Source organism: Amycolatopsis echigonensis (genome assembly GCF_002846615.1).
GTDB lineage: Bacteria > Actinomycetota > Actinomycetes > Mycobacteriales > Pseudonocardiaceae > Amycolatopsis > Amycolatopsis echigonensis.
Genome location: NZ_PJMY01000003.1, coordinates 1807183 through 1825290 on the forward strand (window position 1 = coordinate 1807183; position 18108 = coordinate 1825290).

Genomic DNA, 18108 nt, shown 5'->3' on the forward strand with positions numbered 1-18108 from the left:
CCGCGCAGTAGCTAAGCTCCGCCACATGAGCAGTGCGACGCAGCCGCTCGGGACGCCGCCCGAGGGAGAACCGGACATCCACACGACGGCCGGCAAGCTCGCGGATCTCTACCGCCGCTACGACGAGGCCGTGCACGCCGGCTCGGCGCGCGCGATCGAGAAACAGCACGCCAAGGGCAAGAAAACCGCCCGCGAGCGGATCGATCTGCTGCTCGACGAGGGCTCGTTCGTCGAACTGGACGAGCTGGCGCGGCACCGCTCCACGAACTTCGGGCTGGAGAAGAACCGCCCGTACGGCGACGGCGTCGTCACCGGGTACGGCACCGTCGACGGGCGTCCGGTGTGCGTGTTCAGCCAGGACGTCACCGTATTCGGCGGCGCGCTCGGCGAGGTGTACGGCGAGAAGATCGTCAAGGTGATGGACCTGGCGATCAAGACCGGCCGTCCGATCATCGGCATCAACGAGGGCGGCGGCGCGCGGATCCAGGAAGGCGTCGTGTCGCTCGGCCTGTACGGCGAGATCTTCCGCCGCAACACGATGGCCTCCGGCGTGATCCCGCAGATCTCGCTGATCATGGGCGCGAACGCGGGCGGGCACGTCTACTCCCCCGCGCTCACCGACTTCGTGGTGATGGTGGACGAGACGTCGCAGATGTTCATCACCGGACCGGACGTCGTGAAGACGGTGACCGGCGAGGACGTCACCTTCGAGGAGCTCGGCGGCGGGCGTACGCACAACACCAAGTCGGGCGTGGCGCACTACCTCGGTTCCGACGACGAGGACGCCATCGCCTACGTCAAGGAACTGCTCTCCTACCTGCCGCAGAACAACCTGTCCGAGCCGCCGGAGTTCGACGCGAACCAGCCGCCCGCCGGGTTCTTCGAGAACGTCACCGACACCGACCGCGAGCTGGACACGCTCATCCCGGACTCGCCGAACACGCCGTACGACATGCACGAGGTCGTCACCCGGGTGCTCGACGACGGCGAGTTCCTCGAGGTCCACGAGCTGTTCGCACCCAACATCCTGGTCGGTTTCGGCCGGGTCGACGGGCAGAGCGTCGGCGTCGTGGCGAACCAGCCGACGCAGTTCGCCGGCTGCCTCGACATCGACGCGTCCGAGAAGGCCGCCCGGTTCGTGCGGACCTGCGACGCGTTCAACATCCCGGTGCTGACCTTTGTGGACGTTCCCGGCTTCCTTCCCGGCACCGACCAGGAGTGGAACGGCATCATCCGCCGCGGCGCGAAGCTGATCTACGCGTACGCGGAGGCGACCGTCCCGCTGATCACGGTGATCACGCGCAAGGCGTACGGCGGCGCGTACGACGTGATGGGCTCCAAGCACCTCGGCGCGGACGTCAACCTGGCCTGGCCCACCGCCCAGGTCGCGGTGATGGGCGCGCAGGGCGCGGCGAACATCGTCCACCGCAAGACGCTGGCCAACGCGGCTGCGGAAGGCAAGGACGTCGACGCACTGCGCGCGGACCTCATCCAGGAGTACGAAGACACGCTGCTCAACCCGTACGCGGCGGCTGAACGCGGCTACGTCGACTCGGTGATCGTGCCCGCGCACACCCGCGGCCACGTCGCCAAGGCGCTGAGCCTGCTGCGCACCAAGCGCGAATCGCTGCCGCCCAAGAAGCACGGCAACATCCCCCTGTGAGGTCGCGATGACGGACGCTCCCCTGCTCCGCGTAGTCCGCGGCAACCCGGACGACGCCGAACTCGCCGCGCTCACCGCGGTGGTGGTCAGTGCCGCTTCGGCGTCGGCACCCGCTCCGGCACCGCGTCGCACGTCGTGGTGGGGCGACCGGGCGGCTGCGGTGCACGCGCCGCTCGCGCCTGGCGACGGGGCCTGGCGCGCCTCGTCCTTGCCTCGCTGAAGTCCCCTCGTTGATCCCGGCCCTGCCGCCGGGATCAACTTTTATGCGCACCTGCTAGACTAATTTTCTAAAGTTAGACACCAAGTCAAAGGGGTGGCGTGGACGCGGACGAGCACCTCATCCGGGAAACCGAGAAGATCGCCGTCGCACTCGGGCGGATGTTCCCCGGATTGTGCGAGGTCGTGCTGCACGACCTGCGGGATCCGGACCACGCGATCCGCGCGATCGAGAACAACCTGTCCGGCCGCGAGGTCGGCGATCCGGCCACCGAACTGGGACTGCAGCGGATCAGCGACCCGGATTACCCGAGCGTCCTGCAGAACTACGCGAACCAGTTCCCGGACGGGCGGCCAGTCAAAAGCACGTCGATCGGCATCAAGAACGCCGACGGCGACTACATCGCCGCGCTGTGCCTGAACCTCGACGTCTCAGTGCTCTCGCCGTTCACGCACACGCTGGCCAACCTGGTCGCCACCGATGCCGCGCAGCGCGGTTTCGTCGAAAACCTGCACTCGCGGACCTCGCGTGAGCTGCGGGAGCTGATCGAGCGCACGGCCGCGGACCGCGGCGGCAGCCCGCGTTCCCTTTCCCGCGAAGCCAAACGCGACCTGGTCCGCCTGCTGCGCGACGAGGGGTACTTCGAATCCCGCGATGCCGCCCAGACCATCGCCGACCTGCTCGGAGTATCCCGGGCGACTGTCTACAACTATGCGAAATGAGAGCGTCGATGAGCGACATCGTCCTGCGTGACAGCCCTGAACTGTCCGCTCCTGGCGGGCATTACTCGCACACCGCAGAGGTCGGCGGGATGGCCTTCATCTCCGGACAGCTGCCCGTCACCAGAGACGGGGCCCGATTGGTGAGCGAGCCTTTTTCCGTGCAAGCTCAGCAAGTTCTGGCCAATGTCGACGCGTGTCTCGCCGCTGCGGGCACGAGCCGCGACCGCCTGGTGTCGGTCACCGTGTACGTGACGGACATGGGCGGCTGGCCGGAGTTCGACCGGATTTACCGTTCCTGGCTTGGCGATCATCGCCCGGCACGCGCGGTCGCCGGGGCGAGCACCCTCCACTTTGGAGCGAAGGTCGAGGTGCAGGCAATTGCCGCCGTCTGACGAAACCCTGGCTGATCCGGACACGCCGTTCGCTGTCGTCGAGCTCTCGCGAGCCCAGCGCAACGCCGAACGTCTCGCGCGCCGCATGCGCGACCTCGGCGTTTCGCTGCGCCCTCACACGAAAACAGCGAAGGCGCTGCCTGCCACCGCGTTGATGCACGGCAGCAAGCCAGGCCCGATCACGGTGTCGACGCTGGCCGAAGCTGAAGCCTTCGCCGACGGCGGCTACACCGACATCACGTACGCAGTCGGCATCGACCCGCACAAACTCCCACGCGTGGTCGCACTGCTGCGCCGCGGAATCACCGTGCGCGTGCTGCTAGACAGCGTCGCGCAAGCCTCAGCGGTAACCGCCGCAGCGCGCGAAGCCGGGTTACGCATTCCGTCGCTGATCGAGGTCGACTGCGACGGTCATCGTGGAGGCGTGTTGCCCGACGACCCCGCACTGCTCGCGATCGGACGACAGCTGCACGACTGTCTCGACGGTATCCTCGTACACGCCGGTGAGTCCTACTTCGCAACAACCGCTGCGGCGCAACGCGAAGCCGCCGCGCATGAACGAGACGTCGCTGTCGCGGCAGCGCAACGCCTTCGCGACGAAGGCCTGTACGCGGGCACAGTCAGTGTCGGCTCCACCCCGACCGCGCACGCAACCGACGACCTCGCTGGAGTCACCGAAGTCCGCGCAGGCAACTACATCTTCTTCGACCTGGTCATGGCTGGGCTGGGCGTCTGCCGCGTCGAAGACCTCGCGCTGTCGGTGGTCGTCACCGTGATCGGACACCGCCCCGAACACGGCTGGATTCTCACCGACGGCGGCTGGATGGCGTTGTCGCGAGACCGCGGCACCGCGAACCAAGCTGTCGACCAGGGATACGGCCTGGTCACCGACCTCGACGGCACCCTGCTGCCCGGTCTTGTGGTGACCGGCGCGAGCCAGGAACACGGAATACTCACCGCCCGCGACGGCCATCCGCTGCCCGACCTGCCGATCGGCACCCGGCTGCGCATCCTGCCGAACCATGCCTGCGCCACTGCAGCACAACACGCCAGCTACCGGATCGTCGAGAACGGCCGCCTCACCGACACCTGGCAGCGGATCAGCGGCTGGTAACTCACCGCCCCCGCTGCGCCCACTCCGGAGCATCCGCACCCGCGTGCGCCAGCAGTTCCTCCCGGGTAATCGAGCCAAGCGGCCCCACCCCGCGCAGCAGCAAATAATCGCCCGCGTCGGCTTGGTCGTGCTCGATCTCGACGTCCTCGGCGTGGTAACTGTCCGTCCAGACGATCCGGACCTGGCAGCCGCCGTTCTGGGTGAGCGCGTGCACCTGCTGGACGGTCGCGAGCCGCGCCATCGGCTCCGATTCCCACTGCTGCTGCAGGAATCGCCAGCGCGAAGCCTGCTCGGCCGCGCGCAACCGTTGGTCGAGGCCCGCGGCGCGGTCCCGGAAAACCCAGGCGATCCCGGCCAGGACCGCGGCGGCCACAGCCAGCCCGACCAGCCATAAGACCGTTCCCATGTCTCCGGGAGCCTACTCGCGCGAATGCTCCCGGAGGAATCGCTCGACCAGGCCATCTGTGAACTCCGGCGGCACCGGCGCGCCGGTGACCAGCACGCGGTAGTGGATCGGTCCTACGAGCTGCTCGACCGCGCTGTCCAGGTCGACGTCCGACGGCAGTTCGCCGCGGGCGACGGCGCGTTCGAGCGGCAGCCGGTCGCGCGCGTGCTGGGCGCGGATGTGCACCTCGCGCAGCTGCCGCGCCAAATCCGGGTCGTGCTGGGCCTGGCCGAGCAACGTGCGGAAGACCGCACCGGCGTCGGCGGCGGTCAGGAAGGACGCGATCGCGGCGAGGTGCGCGCAGAGGTCCTTGCGGAGCTCACCGGAGTCGGGCGGGGAGAGTTCCTCGACCAGGTCGTCGCCGAGCGCTTCGAGCAGAAGGTCCACTTTGGACGGCCACCAGCGGTAGACGGTCTGCTTCCCGACGCCAGCCCTGGCCGCGATGCCCTCCATCGTGAGCCGGGCGAAACCGACCTCCACCAGCAGATCGTCGACCGCGTGCAAGACCGCCCGGCGCGCGTTCTCGCTGCGGCCGTAGCGGTTCCCGTGATGCCGGCACCGGCCGGGTTCAGTGACGTCGCCCACGTGCGGAAGTCTAGTCAAGACGCAACGTCTCGTCTAGCGTTACGAGCACCAGCTCACTAGGGGGTTTCCAGTCATGTGTTCCGCGTGCGGGGTGCCGACGCACCGACCCGAATCCGGGGTTACCGGCACAGCAGCCCCGCGCAAATTCGCGGCGCTGTACAACAAAGACTGCCGTCCGTATCTCATCGGCACCGGCCTCGCGATGATGGCGGACAACATTGAACACGTCATCACCTACTGGGTGCTGTGGGAGAAATTCCACTCGCCCGCGCTGACCGGGTTCGAGGTGATCAGCCACTGGGTGCCGTTCCTGCTGTTCTCGGTGTACTTCGGCGGACTGGCCGACCGGCACGACTGCCGCCGGATCATCCAGGCCGCGCAGGCGCTGTTCATGGCGGTGTCCGTGGCGTGGGGCGTGCTGATGGTCACCGGCACGCTCGAGGTGTGGAACGCCTGCGTACTGCTGATTTTGCACGGCTGTGCGGGCGCGATCTGGGGACCGGGCGAACAGCTGATGCTGCACGATTTCGTCGGGCCCACCGAATTGCCGAGCGCGGTCCGGCTCAACGCCACCTTCCGCAGCCTCGGCATTCTCTTCGGCCCGGTCGTCGGTTCGGCGCTGCTGCTCGGGCTCGGACCGGTGGCGGGCATTTTCGTGAACGTCGCGTTCTACCTGCCGCTGACCGTGTTCTTGTTCCGCACCAAGTTCACCGGACATACGCGAGACGGCGGAATCATCCGTCGGCCACGGGTCGGCCTGATGGATTCGGTGCGGATCCTGAAGGAAATCAGCGGGAACCCGACGATGGTCGGGATGATCATCCTCGCCGGGCTCGGCGCGTTCTTCGTCGGCGCTTCGATGCAGAGTTCGATGCCGATCTTCGCGCAGGACCTCGGCGCGGGCAGCGCCGGAACCGCGTACGGCGTGCTGCTGTTCGCGAACGGCGCGGGCGGCGTGATCGGCGGAATCCTGCTGGAAGCGACCGGGAAGATCAAACCGAACGTGCCCGCCGCGGTGATCAGCACGGCGATCTACGGTCTGTCGAGCCTGTTCTTCGCGATGACCGCCAGCTACCCGATCGCGGTGGCGCTGCTGGTGATCGGCGGCGTGGCCAACCTGGCGTCGATGTCGATCGGCCAGACCGTCGTGCAGTTGCTGGCGAAACCGGAGGATCGGGGCCGGGTGATCGGCGTGTACAGCGTGTCCGCCAACGGTCTTCGCGCGGGCAGCGGATTCACCGTGGGACTGCTCGGTTCCGCGGTCGGGGTGCACTGGTCGCTCGGCATCAGCGCGGCCGCGCTCACCGTCGGCACCGGGATCGCCGGGTGGTATTCGCTGGGCAGCCGCCGGGCGCGGCAGCTGCACCAGGTCACCGACTGAGCCGGTCCCGAAGACGGTCGACCTCGTCCGCGGCCAGTCCGGCGCGGACGAGGCAATCGCGGACGTCGAACCCGTCGAGGGTGGCCAGGACGGCTTCGCGGACGGTCGTCTGACGGCGGGCCAAAGCTGCTTCGAGCAGCGCGGTTTGGTCCTCGACGCCTAGCGCCCGGTACAGCGGGAGGACGGCTTCGGTCGAGAGGGCGTAGTCGGCGGCGATGGTTTCCGGTTCGACGTCGGCCAAGGCGAGCAGAAGGAGCGAGACGAGACCGGTGCGATCTCGGCCCGAAGTGCAGTGGAACAGCACGCCGCCTTCGGCCTGGGCCAGCGTTCTCAGGACAGTCGCGCAGCGTTCTGCTTTGCGGGCAAGGAAAACGCGGTAGTACAGCGGAGTGCCGTCGAGCTGTTCGCCGGCGATGTACTGCCAGAACTCGGTGTCTTCGACGTCGTCCATGGGGACTTCGAGGCGCGTCATTCCGGATGGCACGGTGGCGGCGTAGGTGCTGATCTCGGCGGGGTTGCGCAGGTCGACGATGGTGCGGAGGCCGGATTCCCGCGCTTGGCCCCAGCCCGCGGCGGTGACGAATCGGAGGGTAGCCGACCGGTAGAACCGCCCGGACGCGGTGCGGACGCCGGATTGCGTCGGGAGCCCGCCGAGGTCGCGGGTGTTGAAGAAGCCTTCCCACTCCACTGCTCGGTTGTCGCCCATCAGCCGATCCTGGCCCGGATCGCGCGCCGCGGACAACCAGCGGCCTCTTGCCGACGGCCGCGGAAAGGGCCGTCGAACAGGCGATCGCCGGTTTTTGTCGGTGGCCGTCGTTACGCTCTCGCCATCCACGCACCACCCGTCACCGTCAGCGACAAGCTGCTCACCAGCGCGGATCGCACTGGACCGCAGTTTGCCCCACACCGTATAGTCCACGTGGAATAACCCACTTCGGTCACTCGATTGGATCTCTGGAGGAACCCCGTCATGGTCGCGGCCAAGCTCACGGCGCTGGGCGTCGCCGTGCTCGAGCTGCTGCACGAGCGGCCGATGCACCCGTACGAAATGGCCCAGCTGATGCGGGAACGGCACGTCGAAACCCGCGTGAAGCTGAAGGCGGGCTCGCTTTATCACACGGTGGATCGGTTGCAGCGCAACGGTTTCATCGATGTGGTCGAGACACAGCGAGACGGAAAACGGCCAGAGCGCACGGTGTACGCGATGACAGCCGCGGGCAAAGACGCCTTCCAGGAACGAGCCCGGCAAATGCTGGGCGACGTGGTTCCGGACTACAGCGACGTGCTCAGCGGGCTCGCCGTGATCGACGACCTCGGCCGAGACGTGGCACTGCTCGAACTGGAGCACCGGATCACCCGGCTGCGCGCGGGCGTGGCCTCCGACGAGGTGATCATCGAGCGGCTGGAATCCGACGGCACCCCCGAAATCTACTGGCTCGACTTCCGGTTCAGCGCGGCACAGCGGAAGTTCGAGCTCGCGTGGATCGAGCAGCTGTTCGCGGACCTCGACAGCGGCCGGATCCCCTTCCAGGACAAGAAACTCAAGCTCAAGGACAACCATGAACGCAAGACCGGTTAACCCGTGGGCCGCGCTCAGCGCGCTCTGTATCGGGTTCTTCATGATCCTGCTGGACACCACGATCGTGTCCATCGCGGTGCCCGCCATGCTGCAACACCTCGGCGCCGGGCTGAACTCGGTGGTGTGGGTGATCAGCGTCTACCTGCTCACCTACGCCGTGCCGATGCTGTTCACCAGCCGCCTCGGCGACCGCTTCGGCCCGAAGCGCGTGTTCGTCGCCGGGCTCGTGGTGTTCACCGCTTCGTCGTTGTGGTGCGGGCTTTCCGGCAACGTCGAGATGCTGATCGCCGCCCGTGCCGTGCAAGGCCTCGGCGCCGCACTGATGACGCCGCAGACGCTGGCGTTCATCAGCCACCTTTTCCCGCCCGCGAAACGGGGCGCGGCGATGGGCGCGTGGGGCGGCGTGGCCGGCCTGGCCACGATCACCGGCCCGCTGCTGGGCGGCGTGCTGGTGCAGCACCTCGGCTGGGAGTGGATTTTCTACGTGAACGTGCCGATCGGCGTCGCCGCCATCGCGCTGACGCTGTGGCTGGTGCCGGACTGGCAGCCGAAGCACTCCCACTCGTTCGATCTGCTCGGCATCCTGCTGTCCGCGGCCGGACTGTTCTGCGTCGTGTTCGGCGTCCAAAATGGACAGCAGTACGACTGGGGCACGGTATTCGGCGGCATCACGGTGTTCGAAATCATCGGGGCCGGTGTGGTGCTGCTGATCGCCTTCGTGCTGTGGCAACGCCGCAATCGCCGCGAACCCCTGGTCCCGCTGGCCGTATTCGCCAACCGCAACTTCTCGGCGGGCACGCTCACCGCGACCACGGTCGGCTTCACGATGACCGGCATGTTCCTGCCGCTGATCATCTACATCCAGACGGTGCTCGGCCTCTCCCCCACCATGGCCGGTCTGCTGACCGCCCCGATGTCGCTGCTGTCCGGCGTGATCGCGCCGTTCGTCGGCCGCGCTTCGGACCGGATCAACGGCAAATACCTGGTGATGGGCGGCTTGGCCCTACTGGCCGCGGGCGTCGGCATCGTCGCACTGCAAGCCCGGCCGGACACGAGCCCGTGGGCGCTGATCCCGGCCCTGCTGGTGTGCGGTCTGGGCGTCGGCTGCATCTTCTCGCCGATGAGCAACCTGACGATGGCGTCGGTAGAGCCGCGGCTCACTGGAACTGCCTCAGGCATCTTCAACACCGCCCGCCAGGTAGGCGGAGTCCTGGGCAGCGCGGCGATCGGCGTTCTCCTGCAGGCGAGGATCAGCGCCTCGATCACCAGCGAGGCCACCACCGCGGCCGCGCAACTGCCGGAGCAATACCGCGCCCCGTTCACCGAAGGAATCGCCCACGCCGCCGCCTCAACCGGCGAGTTCGGCTCCTCCGGCAGTCCAGCCGCGATGCCAGGCCTCCCGGCGGACATCGCCGCGCAAGCAGGCCGCCTCGCCAGCGAAGTCGTCCACAATGGACTCACCGACGCCGCCCGCGCGACACTGATCCTGCCGATCGCGGTGCTGGTACTGGGAATCCTGTCGGCGGCAGCGCTACGCCGAGTATCGCCCCGGCCGCACACGCCAGCCCCCACCGCACCGACCCCGGAACCGGCCCGATGAATAGCTGACCTCGAAGGCCCGGCTGGGCCAGCAACCCAGCCGGGGTCGGGCGGGCAACGAGTGAGGCGAGGCGAGAGCGGGACACGGAGCAGGATTGAGCACCTGGGCACCTGGGCACCCAGGCGAGCCAGCCAGAGCGGGTCGAACGGGAACAAAGTTGAACCCATGGGCACCCACACGAGTCAGAGCGGGTCGGACGGGCAGGGTTTGGCGAGTCAAGCCGCAGAGCCAGCACGGCCCTGAATTTCCGGCCCCGAAGTCGGGGTGCCCCGAGCCCAACGGACGAGACTTAGCGAATCAAGCCGCCGAAGCAGCGCAGCCCGGACGTTCCGGCTGGGAAGTCGGGGGCGAACCGAGCCAGGCGAGGCTGAGCAAGCCAGACGCAGCCATCTGAACCAGGCGGAGCAAGGCAAGGCCCGCGGCGAGCGCCGAATGGGCCAAGCCTCGGCGCAGGAGCCGCGACTCACTGAGTCGTCCCATCTGAGCAGAGGCAACGAACCCGCACAGCGCACCCGACCGGTAACGGGCAACCCGGCGCGACCCGAGCACGCCTCGCACCACGCGGCATCGGATCTTCCGACTGCAGCACAACGCCAACCCACGCGGCGGTCTCCGCATCTGCAGCCACAAGGTCACCCGCTGCCCCAGCACCCCCCAATCCGCCGGGCGCTCATCCCGCCCAGCAACCCCAGCCCGCCAGACACACAGCCCGCCCGACAACCCCAATCCGCCGGGCACCCACCCCGCACCCACCAACCCCGCCATGCACGCTCGTCGCCCAGAAGCGACCCGGCTGCGCGACCCGGGCACCAAACCCACTCCGCCCAGATCGCACGGCGACCAGCTGCTCGTGTCCGTCACCGAGCCGCACACCGTCGTCGGCACCGGAGCCACCGAGGGGCAGCGGCAGCCAGCGCACCGCGAAACATGCCGCCCAACACGGCAGCGGGTCACGGCCCAGCACCGCACCCCACCGAGGTAGCGTTCGCACGTGCGTCTAGTCCTCGCCTCTCAGTCCCCCGCCCGCCTCGCCGTTTTGCGCAGCGCCGGTCTCGATCCGGCGGTCGTCGTGTCCGGTGTCGACGAGGACGCCGTCGCGGCTGCGCTCACCGATCCCGAGCCCGCCGAACTCGTGTTGGCTCTCGCCAAAGCCAAGGCCAACGCCGTCGTCGAGATGGTCTCCGAGCCGGACGCCGTGATCGTCGCCTGCGATTCCATGCTTTCCATCGGCGGCGAGATGGTCGGCAAGCCCGCCACCGCCGAGGTCGCGAAGCAGCGCTGGGCCCGGATGGCCGGCGGCTCCGGCGTCCTGCTCACCGGGCACACCGTGGTCCGGATCGACGGCGGGCAGCGCACCAAGGAAGCCTCCGGCACCCGGTCCACCACCGTCCACTTCGCCAACCCCACCCAGGCCGAGATCGACGCCTACGTCGCCACCGGCGAACCGCTGCACGTCGCGGGGGCGTTCACGCTCGACGCGCTCGGCGGGTGGTTCGTCGAGGGCGTCGAGGGGGACCCGTCCAGCGTGATCGGGATCAGTCTTCCGCTGCTTCGGCAACTCCTCGCCGAGGTGGGCGTCAGCGTCACCGAAATGTGGAAGTAGTTCACATATTGGGACGATGTGTCACTCGGACGAGTGATCAGGAAAAGTCGATCCCGGCCCGCACCCGGGCCAGCGGAAACTCTCGACCTCTCTGGGGTGGCACATGTCCTTCGTCAGGACGTACACCAAGCCGCGCGTGTTCGCCGCGGCCGTACTCGGCTCGCTTGTCGTGGGCGCTGGCCTCGGCGTGCTCGCGCGGACGACTGAAGCCGGCTGGCTGACCGACACCCTCGACCACATCGGCACGATCTTCACGACCCTGCTGCAGATCGCGGTGATCCCGCTGGTCTTCACGGCGATCGTGGTCGGCATCAACAGCCTCCGCGGCCTCGGCGGCGGCCGCACCGCCGCGCGACTCGGCGGCAAGACCGTGCTGTGGTTCGCGATCACGTCGTTCATCGCCTCGCTGATCGGGATCGCGATCGGCAAGCTGTTCAACCCCGGCTCCGGCGGGCTCGGCGAGGGCGTCGCGGCCACCGCGAAGAACGCCGACAAGGCCGCGAAGAGCATGAGCCACTGGGGTTCCTGGGACGCCTTCATCAAGGGCCTGCTGCCGGAGAACTTCTTCTCCGCCTTCGCCGAGGGCAGCACGCTCCAGGTGCTCTTCCTCGCCGTCGTGATCGGCGCGGCCGCCTACAGCCTCGGCGACAAGGCGAAGCCGTTCGTCGAGTTCACCACCAGCGTCTTCGAAATCGTCCAGCGCTACCTCGGCTGGATCGTGCGCCTCGCGCCCCTCGGCATCATCGGCCTGATCGGCGCCGCCGTCTCCAACTACGGCGACGCGCTGTTCCGCCCGCTGCTGTCGACCACGCTCGCGGTGTACGTCGGCTGCCTGCTGGTCCTGTTCGTCGTCTACCCGATCCTGCTGCGGTTCGTCGCGAAGGTGAGCCCGCTGACGTTCTTCGCCAAGGCAGGCACCGCGATCCAGTTCGCGTTCGCGTCGCAGTCGAGTTCGGCGACGCTGCCGCTGACCCGGCAGTCCGCGGTGAACCTCGGCGTCGACCCCGGTTACGCCGCCTTCGCCACCCCGCTCGCCAGCGCGACCAAAATGGACGGTTGCGCCGCCGTGTTCCCGGCGATCGGCGCGATCTTCATCGCCAACCTCGCCGGGGTGCCGCTGAGCTTCGGCCAGTACGTCGGCATCGTGGTCGTCGCCGTGGTCGGCGCGCTGGCCACCGCGGGCACCACCGGCTGGCTGACCGCGCTCACCCTGACCACCGCGTTCATCGGTCTCGACGCCAAGCAGGTCGCGCTCGGCATCGCGCTGATCTACTCGGTGAACCCGATCATGGACATGATGCGCACCGCCACGAATGTCGCGGGCCAGATCGTGGTCCCGACGATCGTCGCGCGCAGCGAGGGCCTGCTCGACGACGAAATCCTCGACACGCAGACCGCTCGCCCGAACCACCGCGACGAAGGCGGCGCCGCCCGGCCCGTCACCGCCTGACGCCTCGTGAGCGGCGATCCCGGGGAGAACCGGGATCGCCGCTCACGAGTTGCTGGAACAACGCCGCAGCTGGGATTTCCTCAGCTCTACGTCCGGCCAGCCGCGGAAATTCGACGGCGCGGTGACGGTGCTCGTGCAGCCCATCACCTCGCCGTCGAGTTCGTACACCTCGCCCACCACCGGAGCCGCCTCGCAGCGCGGCGTGCCGGAGACCGCCTCCGGGCATTCGTGCCGGACGACGATCACGTCCGGACGGCCGTCCTGGCTCACGTCGTAGAGCGACAGCGAACCGGCATCGGAGAAATACGGCTTCCCGTAGTCGCGCCACACCCCGCCGGACTCGGTGAGCAGTTCGCCGTACGAGCCGCCGGCCGCGTCGCCGCGGATCAGGCACGCGGCGGTCGACCCGTCGATGCAGCGCAAGGAAGTCGCCGTCAGCTTCGCGCCCATGCTCGTGATCGCCAGTTCGAACTCGGTGCCCGGCTGCTGCCCGACCTGGACCCGGCCCGATCCACCCGCCGCGTCGGCCAGCAACACGACCGGGGTACCGCCGACGCTCACCGCGGCCACCTGCCGACAGGGCCCGTTCCCGCAGGTCGAGGACGATCCGTCCACCGGAGCCGCATCGGGCTCGCGCGGCGCCATGGTGACGGCGCCGTCCGGCTTCGGGCGCAGCACGACGACCACGACGAGCGCCGCCGCCGTGACCACCGCCGCCAGAACGGCGGTGAGCAGCGCGGATCGCGGGACGCGCTTCGGCCAAGTCCGCATATCCGAGACTGTAAGCGACCTTGCACACCGTGTCCGTCTATGTTGTCGGAGTGACGAACCCTAATTTGCCCCCGGCCCTTTACCTGCCGACCGGACCCGCCGGCCCGACCACCGACGGCCAGACCGGAGCCAACGTCGAACTCCGCCGCACTCCCGACGGCCGCACCGCGCTGGTCGCGTTCACCGCGCTCGACCGGCTCGTCGACTGCTGCGGCGAGCACCAGCCGTGGATCCTCGTCAACACCGAGAACCTGGCGCTGGTGCACCAGGTCAACCCCTACGACGTCATCGTGCTGGACTCCGAACTACCGGCCGAACTGCGGCATCAGGCTCCGGCCGGACGGGTATAAACAGGACCGAACTGGGTGGTCCACCTCTCAATCCAGGCCCTGCCCTGGTCCGTAGACTCCCGGTTGACCAGCAGCGCGGCGACGGGCACGGGAGGTATGTGGTGAGCGAGCAGGACACCGCGAGCACAGGCGGTCCGGTGACCAAGGTCCTGATCGCGAACCGGGGCGAGATCGCGGTTCGCGTGATCAGGGCCGCGAAGGACGCGGGCCTGCAGAGCGTGGCCGTGTACGCGGACCCGGACCGGGACGCCCCGCACGTGCGCCTCGCCGACGAGGCGTTCGCCCTCGGCGGGACCACCGCGGCCGAGAGCTACCTCGCGATCGACAAGATCCTCGACGCCGCCAAGCGGTCCGGCGCCGACTCGGTCCATCCCGGCTACGGCTTCCTTTCCGAGAACGCCGAATTCGCCCAGGCCGTCCTCGACGCGGGCCTGACCTGGATCGGGCCGAGCCCGCAGTCGATCCGCGACCTCGGCGACAAGGTGACCGCGCGGCACATCGCGATGCGCGCGGGCGCGCCGCTCGTGCCCGGCACCAAGGAGCCGGTGAAGGACGCCGACGAGATCATCGCGTTCGCCGACGAGCACGGCCTGCCGGTCGCGATCAAGGCGGCGTTCGGCGGCGGCGGCCGCGGCCTGAAGGTCGCCCGTACCCGTGAAGAAATCCCTGAGCTGTTCGAGTCCGCGACGCGCGAGGCGGTGGCCGCGTTCGGCCGCGGCGAATGCTTCGTGGAGCGCTACCTGGACAAGCCGCGGCACGTCGAGGCGCAGGTGCTGGCCGACCACCATGGCAACGCGATCGTCGTCGGCACCCGCGACTGTTCGCTGCAGCGCCGCCACCAGAAGCTGGTGGAAGAGGCCCCCGCGCCGTACCTGTCCGACGACCAGCGCGCCCGGATCCACGAGTCCGCCAAGGCCATCTGCAAGGAAGCCGGCTACTACGGCGCGGGCACCGTCGAGTACCTCGTCGCGGTGGACGGCACCATTTCCTTCCTCGAGGTGAACACCCGGCTGCAGGTCGAGCACCCGGTGTCGGAGGAGACCACCGGCATCGACCTGGTCCGCGAGATGTTCCGCATCGCGCGCGGCGAGAAGCTCCGGATCACCGAGGACCCGACGCCGCGCGGCCACTCGATCGAGTTCCGCATCAACGGCGAGGACGCCGGCCGCGGCTTCCTGCCCGCGCCGGGCACCGTCACCAAGTTCGTCGCCCCGTCCGGTCCGGGCGTGCGCGTCGATTCCGGGGTCGAAGCCGGCAGCGTGGTCGGCGGTCAGTTCGACTCGATGCTCGCCAAGCTGATCGTCACCGGTTCGGACCGGCAGAACGCGCTCGAGCGCAGCCGTCGCGCGCTGGCCGAGTTCGAGGTCGAGGGCATGGCCACGGTGCTGCCGTTCGACCGCGTGATCGTGAACGACCCGGCGTTCATCGGCGACGAAAACGGCTTCAGCGTGCACACCCGCTGGATCGAGACCGAGTTCGACAACCAGATCGAGCCGTTCGTCGCCCCGGACGTCGAGGCCGAGGAAGAGGCGCCGCGGCAGAACGTCGTGGTCGAGGTCGGCGGACGCCGGCTCGAGGTCTCGCTGCCGGGCGGGTTCGCCCTCGAAGGCGGCGGCGCGCCCGCGGCGACGAAAGCCAAGCCGCGCAAGCGGGCCGGCGGCGCGAAGGCAGCGGTGAGCGGCGACGCGGTCACCGCGCCGATGCAGGGCACCATCGTGAAGATCGCGGTCGAGGAAGGCCAGCAGGTCGAAGCGGGCGAGCTGATCGTGGTGCTGGAAGCGATGAAGATGGAAAACCCGGTAACCGCGCACAAAGCGGGCACCGTCACCGGGCTTTCGGTCGAGATCGGCTCCGCGGTCACCCAGGGAACGCAACTCTTGGAGCTCAAGGACTGAAGTTGTGCTGAATGTCGTGGGTGCCGCGCCCTCGCGCGGCCTACCATCGACAACGTGACTGAGGTTCCGTCTCCGCAGCTGCGGATCAGCGACCAGGAGCGAGAGTCCGCGCTGAATGCGCTCGGTGAGCACATGAGCGCGGGGCGGATCGACATCGACGAGTTCGGCGAACGATCCGCCCGGATCACCGCGGCCAAAACCCGGGGCGAGCTGGGCGAGTTGTTCACCGACCTTCCGGTGCCGCATCCGGTGTTCGGTGCGGGAGCGACTGCCGCGCCCCCACCGGCCGCGGCGCCGACTCCCGTGCCGCAGCCCGCGGCGTCCGGAGAGGTGGCCGCCCGGCAGCCGGAATGGTCGCCGGCGCAACGCGCGGTCGCCGCCCTGATCCCGCTGGTGTGGATCGCGGCGATCGCCCTGATCGCCACCGGCACCGCGGGCTGGCCGGTGATTTTCGCGCCGATCGCACTCACCGCGGTCGGCCGCGCGCTCTGGGGCAAGGGTTTCGAGCACCATGACCATCACCACCACGACCGGCATCGGGAACGCCGCGAGGAGTTCCGGGCGATGCGCGACGAACACCGGCGCCAGCGCCGACTGGACCGCTGAGGCGGACCATGGCTGATCTGCGGCTGAGCGACGCCGAACGCCAGGACGCGCTCGACGTCCTCTCCGAGCACGTCCGCACCGGACGCCTCGACATCGACGAATACGGCAGCCGCTCGGCGAAGGTCACGTCAGCCAAGCTGGTGAGCGAACTGGTGCCGCTGTTCGAAGACCTGCCTTCGCCGCGCCCGAGTGCGTTGCTGGCCACCGCCCGGCCGGAACCAGTCGTGCCGTCCGCCCGCAACGGCAACGACGGCGGCGGGCTCGGCGCGTTCGTGATGCGGTATTCGCTGCCGCTGTCGATCGCGTTGGCGGTCATCGTGCTCGTCCTGACGCGCGGACGGCTGCTGATCGTGTTCGCGTTGCCGTTGCTGCTGGTCCTCTTCAGCGGATGGCGGCGGCGCTGAGCCCGCCAGAACGCACGCCGCGGCTCAGCCCGATGATGGGGTTGCGGCCGGGTTCGGTCGATCCGAGGGCCGAACGATGGGCAGGCCCGGTGTTCGCCGGGGTCGGGATTCTGGCGCTCGCGGTATGCACGATCATCGCCGCCGGCCAGCCGCACGGCGACCCCGCGCACTGGCGCGCCACTCTGCTTCTCGCCGCGGCGAGCGGACTGTGGTTGCTCTTGCTGATCCCAGTTTTCCCGCGGCGGACGCAAAGCCCGTGGCTGGCCATCGGATTCTTCGTCGTACTGCTGGCTGCCGCGACCGTGCTCACCTCCCGTCTGGATCCGTTCACCGCTTTCGCCTCGATCGGTTACCCGATCGCGTTCGTGTTGTTCCCGACGCGGTGGAGCATTTTCGCGGCGGCCGCGACGGCAGTGGTTCCATTGCTCGCCAAGGGAATTTGGCAACCGTCGCCACCGTGGATCACCGCGGTGTCGATCGTTGGGCCAATTCTGTATGCAGCGTGGTTCGTCGGTGCGGAGAACGAGCAACGCCGTCGTACCAACGAAAAACTCGCACAGTCGAACGCGCGGCTGGAAACGGCGTTGACGGAAAATGCCGCACTGCATGCACAATTGCTGACCCAAGCCCGAGAGGCAGGGGTGCTCGACGAGCGACAGCGAATGGCTCGCGAAATTCACGACACTGTCGCCCAAGGATTAACCGGAATCGTCACGCAACTGCAGGCCGCCGACCGGGCCACCGAAGCCGCGGATCGGCAACGGCATCTCGACCACGTTCACACGCTGGCGAAGGACAGTCTCACCGAGGCGCGTCGAGCGGTTCAGGCGTTGCGACCGGAGCCGTTGGCGGATTCGCACCTGCCGGAAGCGTTGGCCGGATTGGCGAATCGAGTGTCCGACACCTCCGGCGTCAAGGTGACCGCCGACGTCGAAGGAGACACGCGGCCGTTGCTGCCGGAGCTGGAAGTAGCGCTGTACCGGGTGGCGCAGGAAGCCTTGGCCAACGCGGAAAAACACGCGCGCGCCAACCGGATCGGCCTCACCCTGACCTACACCAGCGACCTGGTCATGCTCGATGTCCGGGACGACGGAAAGGGTTTCGCCCCCGGCGACCGCGGCGACGGCACCGGCTTCGGCCTGGAAGCGATGCGCCAGCGCGTGCAACGGGTCGCGGGCTCGCTGACCATCGAGTCCGCACGAGGGGAAGGGACCGCCGTGCACGCGGAGTTCCCCGCGATCTCCTCGCCCGGCACCGCTTGAGTCCGTCAACCATCCGAACGCTGCCACCCGCACAAATTTCACCCTGCGTCCACCCCGGTCGTGACGCGA

Annotated in this window: 19 protein-coding genes; 15 read left to right on the forward strand and 4 right to left on the reverse strand. The window is 68.6% G+C overall.

Features of this window, described 5'->3' with window-relative positions; translation table 11 throughout:
• The first annotated feature begins 25 nt into the window (after positions 1-25).
• From ATK30_RS13040 to ATK30_RS13060, 5 genes are all read left to right on the forward strand, one after another.
• On the forward strand, positions 26-1663 hold the full coding sequence (locus tag ATK30_RS13040; RefSeq protein WP_037816034.1) for an acyl-CoA carboxylase subunit beta: 1638 nt from the start codon (positions 26-28) through the stop codon (positions 1661-1663).
• Positions 1664-1670: 7 nt separating this feature from the next.
• Positions 1671-1883, forward strand: a complete 213-nt coding sequence (locus ATK30_RS13045) for an acyl-CoA carboxylase subunit epsilon (protein WP_101435835.1) — start codon at positions 1671-1673, stop codon at positions 1881-1883.
• A 98-nt stretch (positions 1884-1981) separates the two neighbouring features.
• A complete protein-coding gene (locus ATK30_RS13050) occupies positions 1982-2602 on the forward strand; it encodes a helix-turn-helix transcriptional regulator (protein WP_208637338.1) in 621 nt (206 codons plus the stop codon).
• 8 nt (positions 2603-2610) lie between these two features.
• The gene (locus ATK30_RS13055; RefSeq protein WP_101435836.1) at positions 2611-2994 is read left to right on the forward strand and encodes a RidA family protein; all 384 of its coding nucleotides are present in this window, start codon (positions 2611-2613) and stop codon (positions 2992-2994) included.
• On the forward strand, positions 2981-4108 hold the full coding sequence (locus ATK30_RS13060; protein ID WP_244194601.1) for an alanine racemase: 1128 nt from the start codon (positions 2981-2983) through the stop codon (positions 4106-4108). Before ATK30_RS13055 ends, ATK30_RS13060 begins: the two co-directional genes overlap by 14 nt.
• 1 nt (position 4109) lies before the next feature.
• Here the strand turns inward: ATK30_RS13060 and ATK30_RS13065 are convergent, their stop codons facing one another.
• Positions 4110-4514 carry a hypothetical protein gene (locus tag ATK30_RS13065; protein ID WP_101435838.1) on the reverse strand — a complete coding sequence of 135 codons (405 nt, stop codon included), beginning with the start codon at positions 4512-4514 and terminating at the stop codon, positions 4110-4112.
• Positions 4515-4526: 12 nt separating this feature from the next.
• Entirely contained in the window at positions 4527-5138 is a 612-nt protein-coding gene (locus tag ATK30_RS13070) for a TetR/AcrR family transcriptional regulator (protein WP_101435839.1), read from the reverse strand.
• Positions 5139-5229: 91 nt separating this feature from the next.
• Between ATK30_RS13070 and ATK30_RS13075 the strand changes: the two genes are divergently transcribed.
• The gene (locus ATK30_RS13075; RefSeq protein ID WP_244194602.1) at positions 5230-6519 is read left to right on the forward strand and encodes an MFS transporter; all 1290 of its coding nucleotides are present in this window, start codon (positions 5230-5232) and stop codon (positions 6517-6519) included.
• Here the strand turns inward: ATK30_RS13075 and ATK30_RS13080 are convergent.
• Complete coding sequence (locus tag ATK30_RS13080; protein WP_101435841.1) at positions 6509-7225, reverse strand: tyrosine-protein phosphatase; 717 nt, start codon at positions 7223-7225, stop codon at positions 6509-6511. The genes ATK30_RS13075 and ATK30_RS13080 overlap by 11 nt on opposite strands.
• Before the next feature lie 264 nt (positions 7226-7489).
• On the opposite strand from ATK30_RS13080, the gene ATK30_RS13085 reads away from it, so the two are divergent.
• The 4 genes from ATK30_RS13085 to ATK30_RS13100 all read left to right on the forward strand — a co-directional run bounded on the left by ATK30_RS13085 (position 7490) and on the right by ATK30_RS13100 (position 12751).
• On the forward strand, positions 7490-8098 hold the full coding sequence (locus ATK30_RS13085) for a PadR family transcriptional regulator (RefSeq protein WP_101435842.1): 609 nt from the start codon (positions 7490-7492) through the stop codon (positions 8096-8098).
• On the forward strand, positions 8079-9698 hold the full coding sequence (locus ATK30_RS13090) for a DHA2 family efflux MFS transporter permease subunit (protein WP_101435843.1): 1620 nt from the start codon (positions 8079-8081) through the stop codon (positions 9696-9698). The genes ATK30_RS13085 and ATK30_RS13090 overlap by 20 nt, the downstream gene beginning before the upstream one ends.
• Before the next feature lie 991 nt (positions 9699-10689).
• A complete protein-coding gene (locus ATK30_RS13095; RefSeq protein WP_101435844.1) occupies positions 10690-11301 on the forward strand; it encodes a Maf family protein in 612 nt (203 codons plus the stop codon).
• A gap of 103 nt (positions 11302-11404) precedes the next feature.
• On the forward strand, positions 11405-12751 hold the full coding sequence (locus tag ATK30_RS13100; RefSeq protein ID WP_167441900.1) for a dicarboxylate/amino acid:cation symporter: 1347 nt from the start codon (positions 11405-11407) through the stop codon (positions 12749-12751).
• A 42-nt stretch (positions 12752-12793) separates the two neighbouring features.
• On the opposite strand, the gene ATK30_RS13105 is transcribed toward ATK30_RS13100, so the two are convergent.
• Complete coding sequence (locus ATK30_RS13105) at positions 12794-13522, reverse strand: hypothetical protein (RefSeq protein WP_101435845.1); 729 nt, start codon at positions 13520-13522, stop codon at positions 12794-12796.
• A gap of 29 nt (positions 13523-13551) precedes the next feature.
• On the opposite strand from ATK30_RS13105, the gene ATK30_RS13110 reads away from it, so the two are divergent.
• The 5 genes from ATK30_RS13110 to ATK30_RS13130 all read left to right on the forward strand — a co-directional run bounded on the left by ATK30_RS13110 (position 13552) and on the right by ATK30_RS13130 (position 18039).
• Positions 13552-13872 (forward strand): SAV_915 family protein, encoded by a 321-nt coding sequence (locus ATK30_RS13110; protein WP_101440796.1) that lies wholly within the window; start codon positions 13552-13554, stop codon positions 13870-13872.
• 101 nt (positions 13873-13973) lie between these two features.
• On the forward strand, positions 13974-15767 hold the full coding sequence (locus tag ATK30_RS13115; protein WP_101435846.1) for an acetyl/propionyl/methylcrotonyl-CoA carboxylase subunit alpha: 1794 nt from the start codon (positions 13974-13976) through the stop codon (positions 15765-15767).
• A gap of 54 nt (positions 15768-15821) precedes the next feature.
• A complete protein-coding gene (locus ATK30_RS13120) occupies positions 15822-16373 on the forward strand; it encodes a DUF1707 SHOCT-like domain-containing protein (RefSeq protein ID WP_101435847.1) in 552 nt (183 codons plus the stop codon).
• An 8-nt stretch (positions 16374-16381) separates the two neighbouring features.
• Positions 16382-16777 carry a DUF1707 SHOCT-like domain-containing protein gene (locus tag ATK30_RS13125; RefSeq protein WP_101435848.1) on the forward strand — a complete coding sequence of 132 codons (396 nt, stop codon included), beginning with the start codon at positions 16382-16384 and terminating at the stop codon, positions 16775-16777.
• Positions 16762-18039 carry a sensor histidine kinase gene (locus tag ATK30_RS13130; protein ID WP_101435849.1) on the forward strand — a complete coding sequence of 426 codons (1278 nt, stop codon included), beginning with the start codon at positions 16762-16764 and terminating at the stop codon, positions 18037-18039. The genes ATK30_RS13125 and ATK30_RS13130 overlap by 16 nt, the downstream gene beginning before the upstream one ends.
• The last annotated feature ends 69 nt before the right edge of the window (positions 18040-18108 follow it).

What these genes read in the sequence shown, in the direction of transcription:
- ATK30_RS13090 (WP_101435843.1), top strand. Translation starts at nt 8,079, where the DNA reads ATGAACGCAAGACCGGTTAACCCGTGGGCCGCGCTCAGCGCGCTCTGT.
- ATK30_RS13065 (WP_101435838.1), bottom strand. Translation starts at nt 4,514, where the DNA reads ATGGGAACGGTCTTATGGCTGGTCGGGCTGGCTGTGGCCGCCGCGGTC.
- ATK30_RS13085 (WP_101435842.1), top strand. Translation starts at nt 7,490, where the DNA reads ATGGTCGCGGCCAAGCTCACGGCGCTGGGCGTCGCCGTGCTCGAGCTG.
- ATK30_RS13040 (WP_037816034.1), top strand. Translation starts at nt 26, where the DNA reads ATGAGCAGTGCGACGCAGCCGCTCGGGACGCCGCCCGAGGGAGAACCG.
- ATK30_RS13105 (WP_101435845.1), bottom strand. Translation starts at nt 13,522, where the DNA reads ATGCGGACTTGGCCGAAGCGCGTCCCGCGATCCGCGCTGCTCACCGCC.
- ATK30_RS13045 (WP_101435835.1), top strand. Translation starts at nt 1,671, where the DNA reads ATGACGGACGCTCCCCTGCTCCGCGTAGTCCGCGGCAACCCGGACGAC.
- ATK30_RS13080 (WP_101435841.1), bottom strand. Translation starts at nt 7,225, where the DNA reads ATGGGCGACAACCGAGCAGTGGAGTGGGAAGGCTTCTTCAACACCCGC.
- ATK30_RS13125 (WP_101435848.1), top strand. Translation starts at nt 16,382, where the DNA reads ATGGCTGATCTGCGGCTGAGCGACGCCGAACGCCAGGACGCGCTCGAC.
- ATK30_RS13055 (WP_101435836.1), top strand. Translation starts at nt 2,611, where the DNA reads ATGAGCGACATCGTCCTGCGTGACAGCCCTGAACTGTCCGCTCCTGGC.
- ATK30_RS13100 (WP_167441900.1), top strand. Translation starts at nt 11,405, where the DNA reads ATGTCCTTCGTCAGGACGTACACCAAGCCGCGCGTGTTCGCCGCGGCC.
- ATK30_RS13130 (WP_101435849.1), top strand. Translation starts at nt 16,762, where the DNA reads ATGGCGGCGGCGCTGAGCCCGCCAGAACGCACGCCGCGGCTCAGCCCG.